Origin of the sequence: Streptomyces sp. NPDC051740 (assembly GCF_044453165.1) — a bacterium.
In the GTDB taxonomy this organism is placed as follows: Bacteria; Actinomycetota; Actinomycetes; order Streptomycetales; family Streptomycetaceae; genus Streptomyces; species Streptomyces atrovirens.
This window is the reverse complement of record NZ_JBITCL010000018.1, coordinates 123,706-142,014: the sequence shown is the minus strand read 5'-3', so window position 1 is coordinate 142,014 and position 18,309 is coordinate 123,706. Positions and strand designations below refer to the sequence as shown.

Below are 18,309 nucleotides of genomic sequence, written 5' to 3'. Positions count from 1 at the left end.
CCCCCCCCCCCCCCCCCCCCCCCCCCCCCCCCCCCCCCCCCCCCCCCCCCCCCCCCCCCCCCCCCCCCGACCCACCCACCGGCCATAGGCGCTACGCACGCCCCCACCGGACCGAAAGCTGCGCCGCAGGCATCCCACCCACCGGACCGGACACCCCACCGAACCGGACGCTGCGCCGCAGGCATAAAACCCACACCCCCACCGGGCCGCAGGCATAAAACCCACACCCCCACCGGGCCGCAGGCATAAAACCCACACCCCCACCGGGCCGCAGGCACAAGACCCGCACCCCACCGAACCCGCAGGCGTGAAAGCCTGGCAGACGACCAACGAGAGAGGCCGACCGACCGTGCAAGACGACGCCCTCACCGCACAGGCCCAGGCGTGGCTCGCCGAGGACCCCGACCCGGACACCCGCGAGGAACTCGCCCGCCTCATCGACGCCGGCGACCACACCGAGATCGCCGCCCGCTTCAGCGGCACCCTCCAGTTCGGCACCGCCGGCCTCCGGGGCGAGCTCGGCGCGGGCCCGATGCGCATGAACCGCTCCGTCGTCATCCGTGCGGCCGCCGGCCTCGCCGCGTACCTCAAGAAGCACGGGACCCCCCACGGGGACGACACAGCCGGCCTCGTCGTCATCGGCTACGACGCCCGCCACAAGTCCCGTGACTTCGCCGAGGACACCGCCGCCGTCATGACCGGCGCAGGTCTCAGGGCGGCCGTACTCAACCGCCCCCTCCCCACCCCCGTCCTCGCCTTCGCCATCAGGCACCTCGGCGCCGTCGCCGGAGTGGAGGTCACCGCCAGCCACAACCCGCCCCGCGACAACGGCTACAAGGTGTACCTCGGCGACGGTTCCCAGATCGTCCCCCCGGCCGACGCGGAGATCGCCGCCGAGATCGAGGCCGTGGCCTCGCTCACCACGGTCCCCCGCCCCACCGAAGGCTGGGAGACCCTCGACGACACCGTCCTGGACGCCTACCTCGCCCGCACGGACGCGGTCCTGTCCAAGGGCTCCCCCCGCACCGCCCGCACGGTCTACACGGCGATGCACGGCGTCGGCAAGGACGTCCTCCTCGCCGCCTTCGAACGGGCCGGCTTCCCCGAGCCCGTCCTCGTCGCCGAGCAGGCCGACCCCGACCCGGAGTTCCCGACCGTCGCGTTCCCCAACCCGGAGGAGCCCGGCGCGATGGACCTGGCCTTCGCGAAGGCCCGGGAGACCGACCCCGACCTGGTCATCGCCAACGACCCGGACGCCGACCGCTGCGCCGCCGCGGTCAGGGACGGCGCGGACTGGCGCATGCTGCGCGGCGACGAGGTCGGCGCCCTGCTCGCCGCCCACCTGGTCCGCCGCGGAGCGACCGGCACGTTCGCGGAGTCGATCGTCTCGTCGTCCCTCCTCGGCCGCATCGCCGGGAAGGCGGGCCTCCCGTACGAGGAGACCCTGACCGGCTTCAAGTGGATCGCCAGGGTGGAGGGCCTGCGCTACGGCTACGAGGAGGCCCTCGGCTACTGCGTGGACCCGGACGGCGTACGCGACAAGGACGGCATCACGGCGGCCCTCCTCCTCACGGAACTGGCGTCCGGACTGAAGGCCGAGGGCCGCACCCTCCTCGACCTCCTCGACGACCTCGCCGTCGAGCACGGCCTGCACGCCACCGACCAGCTCTCGGTCCGCGTACAGGACCTCGGTCTGATCGCCTCCGCGATGCGCCGCCTGCGCGACCGGCCGCCCACGGAGCTGGCCGGCCTGCGCGTCACCGAGGCCGAGGACCTGACCCGGGGCACGGCGGCCCTCCCGCCCACCGACGGCCTCCGCTACACCCTGGACGGCGCGAGGGTCGTCGTCCGCCCCAGCGGCACGGAACCGAAGCTGAAGTGCTACCTGGAGGTGGTGGTCCCGGTCGCGACGAGGACCGGCCTCCCCGAGGCCCGCGCGAAGGCGACGGCACTCCTCGCGAGGATCAAGCAGGACCTGTCCGAGGCAGCCGGCATCTGAGGGAACGCCACGTGGGGCGAGCCCGCTCGCCCCACGTCACCCCCTCACCCCACGGCCAGCAGCACCGCCAGCAACACCGCCCCCGCGACGGCCGGCGCCGCGATCTCGTAGGCCCACCGCACGGTCACCTCGCCCTGCGCGGCCTCGGCACCCTGCCGCCGCTCGTGCAGTTCACGCATCTCGCCCATCGCCCGGTCGCTCTCATGCTGCCGAGGCCCCTCGACGGCGCCCCCCGCACCACGGCCGCCCTTGAGCTCGGCCCGCGCGGCCGCCCGCGCCTCCTGCCGGTTCGCCTTGCTGCGGGCCCGCAGCGACACCGGAAGGGCCCACAGCTGGTACTTCGCACCGGAGTCGGTGAAGACCTCGTTGGTGAAACCGGACCGCAGCGAGGTGACCTGTCCCCAGGGCAGCACGATCACGCGGAACGGGTTGCGGACGCGCAGCCGGTCGTCGTTCACGTACACGGCGGGGCGCAGGGTGTAGGCGACGATCAGCGGTACGAGGAAGAGCATCGCGGCGAGGGCCAGCCACGGGGTGCGGCCCTCGCCGGCGAACACCGCGTCGACGCCGAGCCATCCGATGACGGCGAGCAGCAGCACACCGCCGACGATGCCCGCGGGCGAGCGGTAGATGCGGTCCTGGTACCGGGGTGCCGCGGACCCGGTCGGCTTCGTGGGCTCCGGGTCGGGCGACTGGTGCTCGGGGGACGTCATGCTCCCGATTCTGCACGACGCCTCCGGGGAGGTCGTACGCGGTGGAAGCCGTACGCGATCCCCCACGGGGCTGTACAGCCGCTACGCGCGTAGATATGCTCGTCTGGTGACCATGCCCACCACTGCACCAAACGCTCTCAGCGACGTCACCGCGTCCGACAGCACGCTGCGCCGTTTCCTCCACGGGCTGCCCGGCGTCGACGCGGTCGGCCTGGAGGCGCGCGCCGCCTCCCTCGGCACCCGTTCGATCAAGACGACCGCGAAGGCGTACGCCATCGACCTCGCCATCTCGATGGTCGACCTGACGACGCTGGAAGGCGCGGACACCCCGGGCAAGGTCCGGGCGCTCGGCGCGAAGGCGGTCCGCCCCGACCCGACCGACCGCACCACGCCCGCCACGGCCGCGGTCTGCGTCTACCCCGACATGGTGGCCACGGCGAAGGAGGCCGTCGCCGGCTCCACCGTCAAGGTCGCCTCCGTCGCCACCGCCTTCCCGGCCGGCCGCGCCCCGATCGCCGTGAAGCTGGCGGACGTCCGCGAGGCCGTCGCCGCCGGTGCGGACGAGATCGACATGGTCATCGACCGCGGGGCGTTCCTCGCGGGGAACTACATGAAGGTGTACGACGAGATCACCGCCGTGAAGGAGGCCTGCGGGACGAACGCCCGCCTCAAGGTCATCTTCGAGACCGGCGAGCTGTCGACGTACGACAACATCCGCCGGGCGAGCTGGCTCGGCATGCTGGCCGGCGCGGACTTCATCAAGACCTCGACCGGCAAGGTCGCCGTCAACGCGACCCCCGCGAACACCCTCCTCATGCTGGAGGCGGTCCGCGACTTCCGGGCGCAGACCGGCGTCCAGGTCGGCGTGAAGCCGGCCGGCGGCATCCGCACGTCGAAGGACGCCGTCAAGTTCCTGGTCCTGGTCAACGAGACCGCGGGCGAGGACTGGCTGGACAACCACTGGTTCCGCTTCGGCGCCTCCTCGCTGCTGAACGACCTGCTGATGCAGCGTCAGAAGCTGGCCACCGGCCGTTACTCCGGCCCCGACTACGTGACGGTGGACTGATCACCATGGCACCTGTTTTCGACTACGCACCGGCGCCCGAGTCCCGCTCGGTCGTCGACCTCGCCCCGTCGTACGGCCTGTTCATCGACGGTGAGTTCACCGACGCGGCCGGCGGCAAGGTCTTCAAGACCGTCTCCCCCTCCACGGAGGAGGTCCTCTCCGAGGTCGCCGAGGCCACCGAGGAGGACGTCGACCGCGCGGTGAAGGCCGCCCGCAAGGCCTTCGAGAAGTGGTCGGCGCTCCCGGGCTCCGAGCGCGCGAAGTACCTCTTCCGCATCGCCCGCATCATCCAGGAACGCAGCCGCGAACTCGCCGTCCTGGAAACCCTCGACAACGGCAAGCCGATCAAGGAGACCCGCGACGCGGACCTCCCCCTGGTCGCCGCGCACTTCTTCTACTACGCGGGCTGGGCCGACAAGCTCGACCACGCCGGCTACGGCGCGAACCCGCGCCCCCTCGGCGTCGCGGGCCAGGTCATCCCCTGGAACTTCCCCCTCCTGATGCTCGCGTGGAAGATCGCCCCGGCGCTGGCGACCGGCAACACGGTGGTGCTGAAGCCCGCCGAGACGACGCCCCTCTCCGCGCTCTTCTTCGCGGACATCTGCCGCCAGGCGGGCCTGCCCAAGGGCGTCGTCAACATCATCACCGGCGACGGCCGCACCGGCGCCGCGCTGATCGCCCACCCCGACGTGAACAAGGTCGCCTTCACCGGTTCGACCGCCGTCGGCAAGGAGATCGCGCGCACGGTCGCGGGCACCCGCAAGAAGGTCACCCTCGAACTGGGCGGCAAGGGCGCCAACATCGTCTTCGACGACGCGCCCGTCGACCAGGCCGTCGAGGGCATCGTCAACGGCATCTTCTTCAACCAGGGTCAGGTCTGCTGCGCGGGCTCCCGCCTGCTGGTCCAGGAGTCGATCCACGACGAGCTGCTGGACTCCCTCAAGCGCCGCCTGTCCACGCTCCGCCTCGGCGACCCGCTGGACAAGAACACCGACATCGGCGCGATCAACTCCGCCGAGCAGCTGGCCCGGATCACCGCGCTGGCCGACCAGGGCGAGGCGGAGGGCGCCGAGCGCTGGTCCCCGGCCTGCGAACTGCCGTCGTCCGGCTACTGGTTCGCGCCGACGCTGTTCACGAAGGTCACCCAGGCGCACACGGTCGCCCGCGACGAGATCTTCGGCCCGGTGCTGTCGGTGCTGACCTTCCGCACGCCCGACGAGGCCGTCGCCAAGGCCAACAACACACCGTACGGCCTGTCGGCGGGCATCTGGACGGAGAAGGGTTCGCGCATCCTGGCGGTCGCGAACAAGCTCCGCGCGGGCGTCATCTGGTCCAACACGTTCAACAAGTTCGACCCGACCTCGCCGTTCGGCGGCTACAAGGAGTCGGGCTTCGGCCGCGAGGGCGGCCGCCACGGCCTGGAGGCGTACCTCGATGTCTGAGAAGTCCGAGCAGCGACTGAGTGTCTTCAAGACCTACAAGCTGTACGTCGGCGGGAAGTTCCCGCGTTCCGAGAGCGGCCGGGTGTACGAGGTGACCGACGCAAAGGGCAAGTGGCTGGCGAACGCCCCGCTCTCCTCCCGCAAGGACGCCCGTGACGCGGTGGTCGCCGCGCGCAAGGCGTTCGGCGGCTGGTCCGGCGCGACGGCGTACAACCGCGGCCAGATCCTGTACCGGATCGCCGAGATGCTCGAAGGCCGCCGCGACCAGTACGTCGCGGAGGTCGCCGACGCGGAGGGCCTGTCGAAGTCGAAGGCGGCGGCACAGGTCGACGCCGCGATCGACCGCTGGGTCTGGTACGCGGGCTGGACCGACAAGATCGCCCAGGTGGTCGGCGGCGGCAACCCGGTCGCGGGCCCCTTCTTCAACCTGTCCTCCCCCGAACCGACGGGCGTGGTCGCCGTACTGGCCCCCCAGGAGTCGTCGTTCCTGGGCCTGGTCTCGGTGGTGGCCCCGGTGATCGCGACGGGCAACACGGCGGTCGTGGTGGCGTCCGAGAAGTCCCCGCTCCCCGCCCTCTCCCTCGGCGAGGTGCTGGCCACCTCCGACCTCCCCGGCGGCGTGGTCAACGTCCTCTCCGGCCGTACGGCGGAGATCGCCGCCCCGCTCGCCGCGCACCAGGACGTCAACGCGATCGACCTCGCGGGCGCCGACGAGGTACTGGCGAAGGAGCTGGAGATCGCGGCCGCGGACAACCTCAAGCGCGTCCTGCGTCCACAGCCTGTGGACGACTGGTCGGCGACGCCCGGCACGGACCGCATGACGGCGTTCCTGGAGACCAAGACGGTCTGGCACCCGACGGGCTCGCTGGGCGCGTCGGGCTCGTCGTACTGACCAACCGCCCTGCACCGTCAGAGCTCCAACCCCCATGGGTGGCCGCGGCTCATCTCCGTCCAGATGAGCCGCGGCCGTGTTTGAGGAGCGCCGGTCACTGTCCCAGTGCAGTCCGCGTCGCGCCCCCATGCCGTGTGACTCGCGGTCGGCAGTCGACCTTGACCGTCCCTCGGGTAAATGCCTCATCTGTGGCCTTCCCCGACCACACATACGCTTCCCCGGGCTTGAGCGCCGCCAGCTTCTCGGGGTTGAGGCCCGACAACGCCGCGTTGACCTTCTGCAGGTGCTTCAGCCAGGCCGGTGAGGTGAACCGGTGCAGCACCATGTGCGTGGAGAGCTCAATGAGCTCGGACGGCACGGAGGGCGGATCCTGGCTGGCAACGAGCACGGACATCCCCTTGTGCCTCATCTCGCGCACGCTGGAGACAAGGCCCGTCACCAGGTCACCGCTGTCGGCGTACTTGTGTGCCTCGTCGAAGACGACCAGCTTGTTGAAGGGACGCCCGTCGTCCGTCGCTTCCGAGAAGAGGTGCATCAGGACGACAAACAGACTGAGCGCGTCGCTCTTTTCGATGTCGTCGGACCGAAGATCCACGATGATCAGGCGCCCTGGCCGCACCAGGTCCTTGATACGCGCCGAATCATCAATGAAATCGCCTGCGAGGTCGAGTCGTTCCCTGGCCCTTCTCTTGAGATGGTCGTCGAGCGTCGACTCCTCGACACCGCGGCGCACCGCGTCCAACGTGAGGTCCGCCCGGTTCGCCTTGATAATCCTGCCAATCTGCCGGATATAACCGGACTGATTACCGACGGCGCCCATGAGGAACTTCCAGTGGGCGATTTTCAGTTCGGAGGCAGCGAAGGCCAGCGGGCGCACGAGGACACCCGGGTACTGCTCCTGACGTTCCCCCACGTACTCCTCGGGAACCAGCAGTACGACGTCGGAGAGGCCAGCAGGCAGTGCCCCGTACCGGAGACGCAACGCCTCTCGCTGTCCCGCGTCGTCATTGGCGTGGATCATGCTGAGGAACTCGGGTTCGTACTCAGAGGTCTCGCTGTAGTGGAAGACGACACTGGCCAGCGGACTCACCAGCCGATTGACGCCTGGCACCGGCAGGCTCGCCATTTCCAGAACCGAGCCCAAGGTGTAACTTTTGCCCCCACCCTGCACGCCGAACAGGCTGATCGCATGAGTCTCGTTGAGGTCCAGGGCGACGGTGCGGCCCGCGCTCGTCCCGAGCAGACCGAACTGCGGTGACGACCGCGACACGCCGAGGACGATGTCCGGGTCCTTGGTCTGAGAGGCGTCAGCGGGTGAACTGGCCGATGCTTCGTCTCCCTGGCCGGGTTCTTCGGCGATGCTCCCCGGGGCTTGCGGAGCCTCCTCCACCTGTGTGTACTTCTGCACGGTCTCGGGCCCGTCAACGGATACCGCGGCCTGCTCACTCGAAGTGCTGACAGCCTCCGAGGGCTCCGAGGGCTCCGAGGGCTCCGACGCAGTCTCGCCAGGATCGTCGGACAGGGGGGCGAGTTCCTCGGGAATCTCCCGGGCACGTGCACGCGGGCGCAGCTGGACGGTGGCCGTGACCGGAAGCGGACCACCGCCCTGCGCGCTGAGCTCTTCCAGACCCGGCAGGACCGGCTCTTGTGCCGCGGAATCCCGTCCGGAGTTCTCTGGGGTACTCCGGTATTCCGTCTCGATGTCCTCGAAGAGGCGTACCGCATGGTCACGGCCGATCCGGTGGAACGCCACCCCTTCCTCGTAGTCGGTGTCGAAACCGTCCGTGGAGAGGTCGAACACGAGGCCGGTACGGGTGAACACGAGGCGGTAACCGTGATCGAGGCGTTCCAGCAGCCAGCGTGCTTCGGCCATGGCGCGCTCACCGAAAAGACCGTAACGGCCCGCACGGGAGAGGTACTTCTCCAGCAGCATGCGCAGCGCCACGTTCTGCAGCGGGCGGTCGGTACGCCCTCCTACCGGGTCAAACCGCTCGGCGATGATCCGCTCAGTGTTCTCCGTCTGGCGGATGATGTGCTGGCGTTTGCCCTGGTAGGCGCCCAGGCCACCGCCCGTGTGGCACTTGACCTCCAGGAGGCGGCAGACGATGGTCCGCTGCTCGGCGTCGAGATCGAACAGAGCGAGATCGGTGCGCTGGAGCCGTACTTCGGTGTCTCCGGCCGCCAGTCGGCCGCGCTCCTCCTGGTAGAGCTCGGGGTGGGCGTCGAGGGGGACAAGGATCTGATCGCGCAGTGCGTCCCGCACTCCGAGATACCGGCGTGCCAGCGCCAGGCCGAGGACTTCGGTGCGCTGGTTCTCACCGAGCGCCGCGAGCTTGAACACGAGGCTGCCGGACAACTCCCGCAGCTGATCGAAGAAGGTGCGGATGTGCCGCTCGGGGATGTCGAGCGACCGGTCAGCGAGCACCGGACTGAGCAGGGCGCGCATCTCGTCCAGCGACCGGGAGGAAACGACGATCTGATGCCCGAGTCCGCTGTGGGACGTATTGGTGTGGTCGATGACGTATTCGGTGCGCCCGGGCCGTCCGTGGTCGAAGTACTCCGCTCCCAGAGTGCGGTCCACGGTGACGACCCAGTCGCTCATCCGGTGCACGTCGTGCAGGAGGGCCCGGTCGTCCTGGGTGAGACGGACCGTTATCTGCGGCAGCATGCCGGGCCGGTGCTCGCCCGCGCTGGCCGCGACCAGAGCGGCGGAGAGAGCCCGGGGCAGAGCTGCGAGCAGGTCACCGGTCGTTTCGGCACCGGCCACGGGGTCGGTGACACCATGCCGGGGCCGACGGGTCCACTCGACGTTGTCGTCGTCTTCCTGGTAGTCGCCGCTCATTTCCTGAACCAGGCCGTGCACCGCGACCCGTCCGGTGCCGTCGCGGCCGGGCGCGATGTCGTGGCTCTCTCCGCCGAACGGGTTGAACAGGAAGGTGAGGTGGGCGGGGAAGTCATCGGCTCCGCCCACAAGTTCCTTGGCGTCGCGGATCACGACCGACAGCTTGGGCCGCAGTGGGTCCCCGGGCGTGGCGAACGCCTCCGCAGCGGCGGAACGCGGGCCGCTCGCCGGGACCATCAGATCAGTGAGTGCCGAGCCCGCCCACGGGTCGTCCGGTGAGGTGGCGAAGAGTCGCACTGTGTAGTGAAGGTGGGACAGGTGGCGGCGCTCTTGGAGGGCAACCAGCATGTCGGCGAGGAGTTCGCCGTGCCCGGCGCCGAGGGCGTTCATCACCAGGCTGTCGGCGTAAGGGTGCAGGCGGATGTACTTCTCGACCCGGTCGGCGAGTTCCACGCCGGTCATGCCGCCGGCCGCTGCCGCCACGTCCACGCCGAGCGCATCGGCGACCCGGGCCAGGACCTCGCGCGGATCATGTGCCTCACTGGGCAGGCACACCTGCCAGTAGTCCGTCAATGGACTGCTGGCGAAGGCGAGTTCGCCTGATTCCAGTGGTACGGCCAACGGGTAACCCAGGGGCGCAAGCTGCCGTTCCAGGCTGTCCAGCCGTGACTTGACCACCACCGCCGGAGCGTCCCGGAGCTGTGTGAGCCAGTGGTCGGCGAGGGCTGCCTGCCCGCTCCACCACAGCATGCGCAGCGGATGGGTGGGGGCGACCAGAACGACAGTGCGCCGGCTGTCGTCCGTGTCGTGCAGGCGGACGGTGAGGGTGTCGGTGCGGAGCAGGCGGTGCAGCAGTGTCCGCCACTGGTCGGCGCGTGAGGCGTTGGGCCGGTCCAGAGCTCGCAGGCAGGCGGTGACGGTGGTGAGGTACGCCTCCGCGTACGCTTCGACGGCGGGCCGCAGCACACGGGGGTCCGCGCCTTCCACGACCAGGACGTCGGACGCCTCGTCCCTGGTTTCCGGCACCACGAGGTGACCGAAGAGTTCTGTTCGCGCACGAAGATAGCCGGAGAGGAGCTCTTCGTCCGGCCCTGTGGGGGCGGAGTCTCCAGTCGATGAAGCCGGCTCGTGCTCCGTCGCGAGCCGGGCCGCCCCGGCCGCGTCCACGTCGATCTCCGGCCCGTGAAGGATGTGCGGGGCCCGCAGGATCTGCTGCTCGGCCTCGGCCAGAATGCGCGGCAGATCGATGGTGACCAGCCCGGCGGGTCCGAACGAGGCGCGCAGGGAGCGGGATTTCACACTGGTGCCACGGGGGCCCCAGCCGGTCTCACGGCACTGCACCCGTGCCGGGTCGCGGCCCTCGGCCAGCGCGGAGAAGCGCAGCCGGTTGATTGCCTGGGCGAGTCCGGGCGCGTGGTGGCCCCGGGGGGTCGGCGGCTCGTCGAACTCTCCCTCGGGGACGATGTAGAAGCGGTCGCTTTCGTAGGGGCGGCGGCCGGTGGCCTGCCCGCTTCCCGCGACGTGCATGGGGTCGTCGTTCCCGTCGAGCGGGGTGACACGGACGAAGTGCCATCCCTCCTCCCAGTCCGGTGCGCGGCGCCCCTTGCGGAGTTTGATGTTCGCCTTGTACTGGGGCTTGATCCGGGGACCCACGGGGACGGTCACGGTCAGCCCGGTGGGACTGGCCAGCAGAGCGCCGGTGTCACCGCTGTCCTCGCCTCCCGGCTCCTCGCCGGTTTCGACGAAGATCTCGACCTTGAAGCGTTTCAGGCCTGTGATGCCCCTCTGATCCCGGTCCACGGAGAAGGTGACCGGAAGGGAGGGAAGCCCTCCGGGCAGGAGGTAGGGCTGACCGAAAAGCCGGTCGAGGGCCGGGTGGTTGCGCTGGTCCTCGGCGTTCTCCCCGGCCTTGGGCAGGGCGGTCAGGTCGTCGACCTCGATCCGCACGGTCTGGTCGGCCGGGTCGTTCTCCTGCGGCCAGTGGTGGAAGGCGAGCGGCCAGTTGTCCGGGTCGGCCGCGATGGCCCGGCACCATCGCCGGGGATCGGACAATCCAGTGGCTGCGGCGAAGGCGACGAGTCGGCGCAGGAAGCGCTGGTGTTCCTCGGAGTTGCGGGGCAGGCCGAGGGCGAGGACGCGCTGCCGGTCGGTGGCGGGGCCGTCGGTGAGCCGCTCGACGATGCGCCGGTTGCGCTGGATCTTGGTGACGAGAAGAGAGGGATCGGTGAAGAGGTGAAAGTCCGGGATGAGCCCCAGCAGGTGGATCGCGGCTCCGGCGGCCTGCTGGTCGTGCTGGTTCTCCCGCAGGGTGAGCAGGTAGCGGGCGGCGTCCCGGTCCGAGGCGTCGGTGGTCTCGGCGAGGAGCCGCTCAACGCCCGTCCGCAACGGGTCGGGCACTCCCTTGAGCAGATTCCGTCTGAGCCGGGCGTGCACTTCGTGGAGCGAGACCTCCTCGAAGGTCGCTACCGAGAAGGAGTCCTCCGCGCTGGCCCTGGTCCCGGGCGGCACGAACACCAGCAGCGGAGGCCTCAGACGTCCCCGCTCATCGGGGTTGCGCAGTTCGACGAGTTTGGTGCTGGTGATGGACGTGGTGTCACCGCCGCCCTCGGGTCCGGCCGCGAGAACGTGGATCTGCGCCTCGGGCACGGCTTGGCGCAGGCCGAGCGTGAGGCGTGCGGCAAGTTCGGCGTCGAGGCCACCGACCCGCATGCAGTGGCCGGCCTCGCGGGTACGCAGGAGGTCGGCGAGGCCTGGAAGTGCCACGTGCTCGAGCGCGCGCCGCCAGTCGGTCTCGGTGATCTCCACCAGTCCGCGTTTCATGGTCCTGATTCCCCGTCTCCCTCGTGCCTTCCCGTACCTGCCGCCCGTGCCGTGCCGCTCACCGGCCGCCTGTGGTCACCGTGCCGTCCTCGGCAATGGAGAACCTCGGTGTGATCACTTGGGTGAGATAGGCGTCCGACAGGTCGTCGTAGCAGCCGATCTCCCGCATGCGCGTGGTGAGCGCCTCGGCGTTGGCCCTGAGGGCGGACTCCTCGTCCAGGCCGGCCGGGCCGAATCCGTCCGCCGTGGGCAGGCGGTCCACGTACAGCCCGTACCGGTTCCGCAGCAGGGCGAGGAACTCGTCCAGTCGGAGGGACACGGTGTGGTGGGTGTACGGGGAGGAGGTGCCGCGGGGGTTCAGGCGCAGCAACGCCACCTGGACCAGTACCTCCAGCAGAGCACTGTCGAGGACGAAGCGACGTCGGCCTCCGTGCGGCTGTGTTATGGCGGCGCCGGAGCGGTTCTTGAGCAGGAGGGAGTCGATGGTGTCGATGATGTACTTGTGGTGGTAGGGCCCCCTGTAGGCCATCAGTACTTCGAGGTACTTCTCGAACGGGGCAAGTCCCATGGCCTCGTCCAGCAGGGGCCGGACCTCCTCGGGCTGTTCGATGACCGGGATGTCGTCCAGGATCGCGGTCAGCCGGGAGCCGAAGAACTCGTCGCGTGCTTTGCGGTAGGCGTCCGTACCGAAGCGGAGCAGTTCGGGCACGGTGAAGTGTCCGGCCGGCGGGCGGCGCTCCTTGCCCTGTCCGACGAGGTGTTCGGCGAACTCGTCGAGTTTTCGCACGGTGTAGCCGGCGCGTACGAAGTCCGGGATACGGCGCAGCCAGTGCTCGGCGCTGCGTTCGGCGAGCGCTGCGACGGGTGTGCCGGGTACGCCGGTGACGTCCACGAAGATCCCGGCACGGAAGGGGCATCCGGCCAGTGGGTCCTGCGCGGTGGCGGAGGCCGGGCAGCGGTCGTGGCCGCAGGCGGGGTCGGTCGCCGAGCGGGCCACTGCGACGGGCAGGATCTTCATCGTCTTGAACAGGCCGAGGGCGAGGTGGAAGGCGAAGAGGATCTTCAGGTACTCGACCATGGTGATGCGGGGCAGCAGATCCTTCAGGGACAGCAGCCGCACCACGTCGTCGGCGAGGAGGTCGGCCTGTCCCACGCACAGCGGAGGTGCCGAGTACCAGCCCTTGAGGTTGTGCGGGCTGTCCGCCTTCACCTGGCTGTTGAGATGCAGTACCGCCTGGGTCTCGATATCCACCGGCACCTGCTGTGCGGGGACGGATGCCGCCGTACCGAGGCCGGTGAAGAAGAACGCCCGGAGCTGGTCCAGTGCGAGGGCGCCGAGAGGGCCGCGCGCGTGCCGCAGCATCTCGTAGAGCTGGGCGTCGGCACCGTAGGGCCGGGAGTGGTAGCTGCTGCGGAATCGGTAGGTGAGTCCGTGCAGGGGGCGCAGACCGGCCACCGCCTGAGTCGGCCTGCCCCGGTTGACCACGTCCAGAAGCTGGGTCTCGACCCAGCGGCGCGCCATGTCGGAGTGGTCGGCGAAGCCCTGGAAACGGTCGGCGTTGGCCGGGTCGGTGAACTCGGCCGCGAACTCCTTGGCGGACAGGGCGTTGCGTCGCACCAGGCGGCTGGTGAGGCCCTTGTGGTTGAGCCGCATGAGGAACCCGGTCAGTACCCGGTCCATCTGCACACGCTTGAATTCCAGGTAGGAGACGCCGAGATGCTTGAACTCGGTGTCACGGCGGCGCAGTGCCATCAGCGTGCTCCTTCCGCGGCCGTCCCCTGCTCCGGGTCGGTGTCGGGGGGTGTGTCGGGGCGGGCGGCGGGGGCCAGCCGCAGCGCGCCGTCGGGCAGTCTGCGCAGCCGGTAGGGCGGCGATCCGGGTGCGTTGAGGAGCACTTCCTGGTAGGAGGTGGCGGCGAGGGCGTTCTTGAAGACGGCCAGGGCGAGGTTCTGGCCCTGGCGGTCCTCGACGCCCGGCTGGTGTCCGCGGTGCAGCCGGTCGAGCAGTTCGTACAGGTCGAGACGGACGGTCAGTTGGGCATGATGGGCGCGGCCGTCTTCGGGGTGGTGGCGTACGACGAGTTCGCGGGCGCTGGTCTCGACATACGGCGAGGCGGGCGGGCCGTCGACGCCGATGGTGAAGTGTGCTGCGGGGAAGAGCCGGTGGCTGCGCACGGTGCCGCCGGGGACGGCCCGCACCTGGAGTGCGAGATCCCGGCCGCCGTCCTGGCCGAGTCCCCGGGGCATGCGTTCGCCGCGGCTGACGGCTTCGATGAGCCGGGTCAGTTCCTCCGGGCCGGGCTGTCCGCCGGCGAGCAGCCGCAGGAAACGGTCGGCCGCCTGATAGGGCAGGAGGCTTCGCCAGCGGGTGTCGTCGAGGCTCTCGAAGTAGAAGCGGCGCCGGGCCGCGGCCAGGTAGGCGCGGTGGGCCGAGACCTGGGCACGGTCGGCCTGGTGGGTACGGGGCAGGGCCTTGAAGGCGTCGGTGAGGAGGCGTTCATCGAGGTCGCCGCGTTGGTCGAAGGAGACGAGGGTGTGTCCGGCGGCGGGGCCGGTGTAGTCGAGTTTCCGGTCCAGCTGGGGGTCAGGAACGGCGGCGACGTCGAGGTCGCGCAACTGGGCGAGGAGACGGTCGCGTTCGTCCGGCCGTGGTGCCCCGCCGGGCGCCGCTCCTCGCCGGGCGCCGCTCCCCGTGCTCTGCGTGGGGACGCCGGTGGGCTCTTGGGTGCCCGGCCCGCCGCCGGTGTGGATGCCGGTCCAGCTGCTGAAGTACAGGCTGTCGAGGATCTCCTGGCGGGCCTCGGGGTCTTCGCGCGCGTACAGGGTGTGGATCTGGGCGCAGTCGCGGCCGGAGGTGAGGGTGTAGGCGAGGGCGGAGCGCAGGTCCCGGAGGGTGATGTGGAGGCGTCCGCGCAGGTGGGCCATGCGGAAGAGGGTGGCGAGACGGTCGGTGACCTGAGGGCCCGCGGTGGGATGGGAGAAGGTGCGGGTGTTGTGCAGGGCGTAGCAGCGTGGGGCGAGCGGGCAGGAGCCGCAGGCTTGCCAGTGCCGTTCGTCGGTGAGGACGGCGACCATGCGGTGCATGATCGATCCGGTGCCGTCGGGGTCGGCGAGGACGTCCCGGGCGTTGAGGTTGACGACGGCGACGCCATGGGTGGTGCTGCCGCTCGTCAGTCCCTTGCCCACGGTGTCGGCGAGCAGCGGGTAGCGCTCCTGGTGCCGGGTGACGAAGTCGACGAGCCGGCCTTCGTTGACGGCGACGAGCCGGGTGGCGTCGTCGGGCCAGGCCTTCGCGTCGGCACCCTGGTAGGGGGCGAGGAAGGTGTCGAGGACGGTGTCGTTGTCGGTGTCGCCCTCGTCCTGGCTACCGTCGTGATTGGTGTGGAAGCTGCGGCCGTCGAGGGTGAAGTCGTCTCCGTTGGCACGTGCTTCACCGAACCGGGCGCCGCGTCGGCGGGCTTCGTCGGCGAGGCGCTGGAGGAAGGCGGTCTTGCCGTCACCGGCGTTTCCGGTGATGAGGACGAGGCGGTGGCGGCCCGCGAGGACATCGGGGCGCAGCCGGTCGTCGAGGGCGGTCGCGACGTAGAGGGGGTAGGCGACCGGGTCGAGGCCGCGGGTGCCCGCGTTGGTGCGGGCGTTCTGGCTGTAGAGCGTCTGGAGGTGGCCGACGAACGGGTTGGTGCCGGGCTGGGCCCCGCCGCCATCGGCGACCGTGGGCCGCGGAGGTTCCTCCGGGTCCGGGGTGGGCGGCACCAGACGCACCTCGCGGACCTCGGCGAGGGCTGTGCGGAACGCGTCGGCGTCGGGGTAGCGCTCGTGGCGACGGGGGGCGAGGGCGCGCAGCAGTGCGGCCGTGAAGCCCGGGTCGAGGTCGGCGAGGTCGGACAGCTGACGGGGGTCGAGCGGCTGACCGCCGCGCGGCGGGGTACCTCGGTCCTGCCACGGGTAGTCACCCGTCAGCGCCTCGTAGGCGGAGATGCCCAGGGCGAACAGGTCCAGGTCGGTGAGTTCCTCGCGGCTGGGCCGGGTGAGGCCGGTGGCCTCGGGGGCGAGGTAGCGGGGTGAACCGAGGGTCGGGGTGAGGGTGGAGTCGGCGGACACGGCCGCGTTGAAGTCGAGGATGCGGGCGCCGTCGGCGGTCCACAGCAGGTTGCTGGGCTTGATGTCGCAGTGGAAGACACCGCCCGCGTGCAGGTGGGCGAGGCCGGCGAGGCAGTCGTCGAGGAGTTTGCGCACATCTGCGGGGCCGAGCCGGCGGCCCTTGTCGAGAACGTGCTTGAGGTCCTGTCCCTCGGCGTACTCCATGCGCAGATAGGGGTAGCCGCCCTTGGGCAGGAACTCGGCGTCGATGAGCCGCACCAGGTTGGGGTGTGGGGCGATCCTGCGCAGGATGCGGTACTCGCTCTCCAGGCGGTCCCGCACGGAGTCCCGGTCCCTGGTGATGATCTTCAGTACTTCGTCGGTGTCGTCGAGGGTGTTGAACACCTGGTAGACGACGCCGAACTGTCCGTGCCCGAGCCGAGAACGCACCCGAAATTTCTCGGTGAGGCGGAACCCCTCGGGCAGGTTGGTGTAGCTGTGCGGGTCGTCCCAGTCGAAGGCACCGGGATCCTCCCGCTCGCCGCGTCGGTCCTGGGCGCGGGCACGCCCTCGGTCGGCTCCTTCGAGACGGCGGATCGCTTCGCGGGCCGGCGGCCGGGCAGCCGGGTCGGCGGCCAGCAGCTCGCGGATGATCGCTTTGAGTCCGGAGTCCATCCGGTCGACGTCGTCGAGACTGTCGAGTGGGGTGCCTCCGGCGCCGAGGGCGGGTTCCTCGCCGGTGTACAGCTCGTGGAAGAGCACTCCGGCCGCGTACAGGTCGGTGGCCGGGGAGAAGACACCCGGCCGGTCGTGGCACTCGGGGGCGAGGTAGGCCGGTGACTGGTGGGCGTACGCCTCGATGCCCCGGGATTCGTCGCGCGGGCGCTGCGGTCCGGGATGGGCGTAGTCGAAGCCGGTGAGCATGGCGATGCCGTTGCGCCCGATGAGGACCGTCTCCGGGCTGAGGTAGCGGTGCACGACGCGGTGGGCGTGTGCGACGGCGAGACCGCCGAGCACCCCGTCGACGACTCGTCGTCGGGCGTCCGCGCCGAGCGTGTCCTGGCCGCGGGCGTCGAGTCTGACCCGCAGCGCCTCGGCGGGCACGTCCTTGAGGACGACGGCGTACCCGTCGCCCTCGTCCAGGGGGAAGGACGTCTCGCACGGCACGATGTGCGGGCTGGACGGCAGCTTGTCGAGAGCCTGGACCGGGTTGCCGATGCGCGCGTAGGCCGTGGACCGTGCCCCCTCGGGCAGCAGTGGGTCGACGGCGTGGGCCTGGAGGATACGTGTCCCGGACCGGGGCTGGTCCGCCAGCCGCACCCGGTACACGGAGACCCGCCGCGCCGGGTCTCCGTCCTGGTCGGCCAGATCGGTGGGGGACGCCTCGTACAGGGTCTCCACGACCTCGTAGTGCCCGAACCGGCGCGGCCCGGACGGCGGCCGGGTCTCAGCCTGGAAGACGCGGGCGATGTCCTCCCGCAGCGCGGAGATGTCACCGCCGGGGTTCCTGTGCTGATACGGCGGCTGATGCCGCTGAAGAAAGGGGACCAGGTGATCGAGGTGGCAGGTGCTCACCTCGTCGCGGCCGTCCGGGTCGTACAGCGTGGCACCCGGATACGGCAGGATCACCAGCCCTTCGCACCACACCGACCCGAGCCGGGCGCTCGCCGCCCGGGACTTGGCCAGCAGGTCACCGGCGACCCTGGCGTGGTTGCGGATCTTCCGTGCCGGGCTGGGGAACGGGGCTCCCCGGGGATACCACCGGCCGCCACGCACCTGCACCCGGCCGTGCACCCCCTTGGTGTCGGCCAGGTAGACGGCGTGATCGGCGATGATCGCCAGGTCCACCTCGAACATCGGACGTCCCGGCCCGTACGGCAGCTCGAAGTTGGCCACCACGATCCAGTCGTCCGGCGCGTGCTCCCGCAGATGGCGCAGCACCATGCGCTCGGCCTCGTTGGCCGGCTCCCCGATCGGGATGATCCGCGCCATCGCCCCGCTCCCCACTCCCCGCGGTGTGCCCCCGCGCACCCAACCACACGTGTATTCCTGTGACACACGCGCCGACAGCTCTGTCATGGAGCACTTTAGGACGTCCCACTGACAACGCGCACAAAACCCGTCACAGAGGGTGCGGCCGAGGGACATGACACTCCAAGACTCCGGCACGGCTCCGAGTTCGGCACGGCACGCGGAGGGCCGAAAAGGCTGCCGTCCTGCCTGGGCACCTGGCTGACCGTCACACTCCGACAGGAGGCGACAAACCGACTCGCTCACTTCGCACGGCTTCTCCCGTCCCGCCCAGTAGGCAGAGCCGGCCTCGGTCGAGCGCTGGACGGCCCAGGTCGCCTCCGCCCCACACCACCCCGCACACTCCGGAGCGGCGTCCGTTGCGGGCAATCAACACGTCCGGAGCCACTCGGTGCAATCTCCCGCAATTCACGAGCAGCTCTGC

General features: G+C 70.3%; 8 protein-coding genes. 4 read left to right on the top strand and 4 right to left on the bottom strand.

Translation table 11 applies throughout. The annotated features are described in order from the left end of the window. Positions 1-349 precede the first annotated feature (349 nt). Positions 350-1,999 carry a phospho-sugar mutase gene (locus ACIA6T_RS26945; protein ID WP_399449054.1) on the top strand — a complete coding sequence of 550 codons (1,650 nt, stop codon included), beginning with the start codon at positions 350-352 and terminating at the stop codon, positions 1,997-1,999. A gap of 44 nt (positions 2,000-2,043) precedes the next feature. On the opposite strand, the gene ACIA6T_RS26940 is transcribed toward ACIA6T_RS26945, so the two are convergent. Continuing rightward, entirely contained in the window at positions 2,044-2,712 is a 669-nt protein-coding gene (locus tag ACIA6T_RS26940; protein WP_399449053.1) for a PH domain-containing protein, read from the bottom strand. Positions 2,713-2,824: 112 nt separating this feature from the next. Here ACIA6T_RS26940 and deoC point away from each other — a divergent pair, with 112 nt between their 5' ends. Genes deoC through ACIA6T_RS26925 form a run of 3 tightly spaced genes read left to right on the top strand, consistent with a single transcriptional unit; the run spans position 2,825 to position 6,112 of the window. Continuing rightward, positions 2,825-3,778: a deoxyribose-phosphate aldolase gene (deoC, locus tag ACIA6T_RS26935; protein ID WP_399449060.1), complete on the top strand. Its 954-nt coding sequence runs from the start codon at positions 2,825-2,827 to the stop codon at positions 3,776-3,778. A 5-nt stretch (positions 3,779-3,783) separates the two neighbouring features. Further along, the gene (locus ACIA6T_RS26930) at positions 3,784-5,220 is read left to right on the top strand and encodes an aldehyde dehydrogenase family protein (protein ID WP_399449052.1); all 1,437 of its coding nucleotides are present in this window, start codon (positions 3,784-3,786) and stop codon (positions 5,218-5,220) included. Continuing rightward, a complete protein-coding gene (locus ACIA6T_RS26925; RefSeq protein WP_399449051.1) occupies positions 5,213-6,112 on the top strand; it encodes an aldehyde dehydrogenase family protein in 900 nt (299 codons plus the stop codon). Before ACIA6T_RS26930 ends, ACIA6T_RS26925 begins: the two co-directional genes overlap by 8 nt. 94 nt (positions 6,113-6,206) lie before the next feature. Here the strand turns inward: ACIA6T_RS26925 and ACIA6T_RS26920 are convergent, their stop codons facing one another. The 3 genes from ACIA6T_RS26920 to ACIA6T_RS26910 are packed head-to-tail and all read right to left on the bottom strand — an operon-like array spanning position 6,207 to position 17,846. Beyond that, positions 6,207-11,774, bottom strand: a complete 5,568-nt coding sequence (locus tag ACIA6T_RS26920) for a hypothetical protein (protein ID WP_399449050.1) — start codon at positions 11,772-11,774, stop codon at positions 6,207-6,209. A 58-nt stretch (positions 11,775-11,832) separates the two neighbouring features. Beyond that, positions 11,833-13,527 (bottom strand): hypothetical protein, encoded by a 1,695-nt coding sequence (locus ACIA6T_RS26915; protein ID WP_399449049.1) that lies wholly within the window; start codon positions 13,525-13,527, stop codon positions 11,833-11,835. After that, positions 13,527-17,846, bottom strand: a complete 4,320-nt coding sequence (locus ACIA6T_RS26910; RefSeq protein WP_399449048.1) for a protein kinase — start codon at positions 17,844-17,846, stop codon at positions 13,527-13,529. The genes ACIA6T_RS26915 and ACIA6T_RS26910 overlap by 1 nt, the downstream gene beginning before the upstream one ends. Positions 17,847-18,309 lie beyond the last annotated feature (463 nt).